We start from the raw sequence: 255 nt of genomic DNA, 5'->3' as shown, positions 1-255 counted from the left end.
CGCACCGGACGCTGCGCTGGGCCGCTGCCTGGGCACGCAAGCCATCAATGTGCTGATGGGCCGCATGCAGAACGCCATCATCGCGCGCGGCTACGTCACCACGCGGGTGCTGGCCGAGCCGCAGGATTTAAGCCGTGGCACCCTGGCTTTGACGTTGATACCGGGGCGCATCCGCCAGATCGGCTTTGCGCCCGGCACCCATCCCCGCGCCACCTGGTGGAATGCCGTGCCGGCGCGGCCCGGCGACTTGCTCAA

At 69.4% G+C, this 255-nt stretch carries 1 protein-coding gene; it reads left to right on the top strand.

Going from position 1 to position 255, the window contains the following annotated elements; genetic code table 11:
• Positions 1-255 (top strand): POTRA domain-containing protein (locus tag GCN74_RS28530; RefSeq protein WP_193317320.1); only part of this gene is annotated, 255 nt, incomplete at both ends.

Source organism: Janthinobacterium sp. FT14W (assembly GCF_009208755.1).
Classification (GTDB): Bacteria; Pseudomonadota; Gammaproteobacteria; order Burkholderiales; family Burkholderiaceae_D; genus Janthinobacterium; species Janthinobacterium violaceinigrum.
This window is presented reverse-complemented; position numbering and strand designations above follow the sequence as displayed.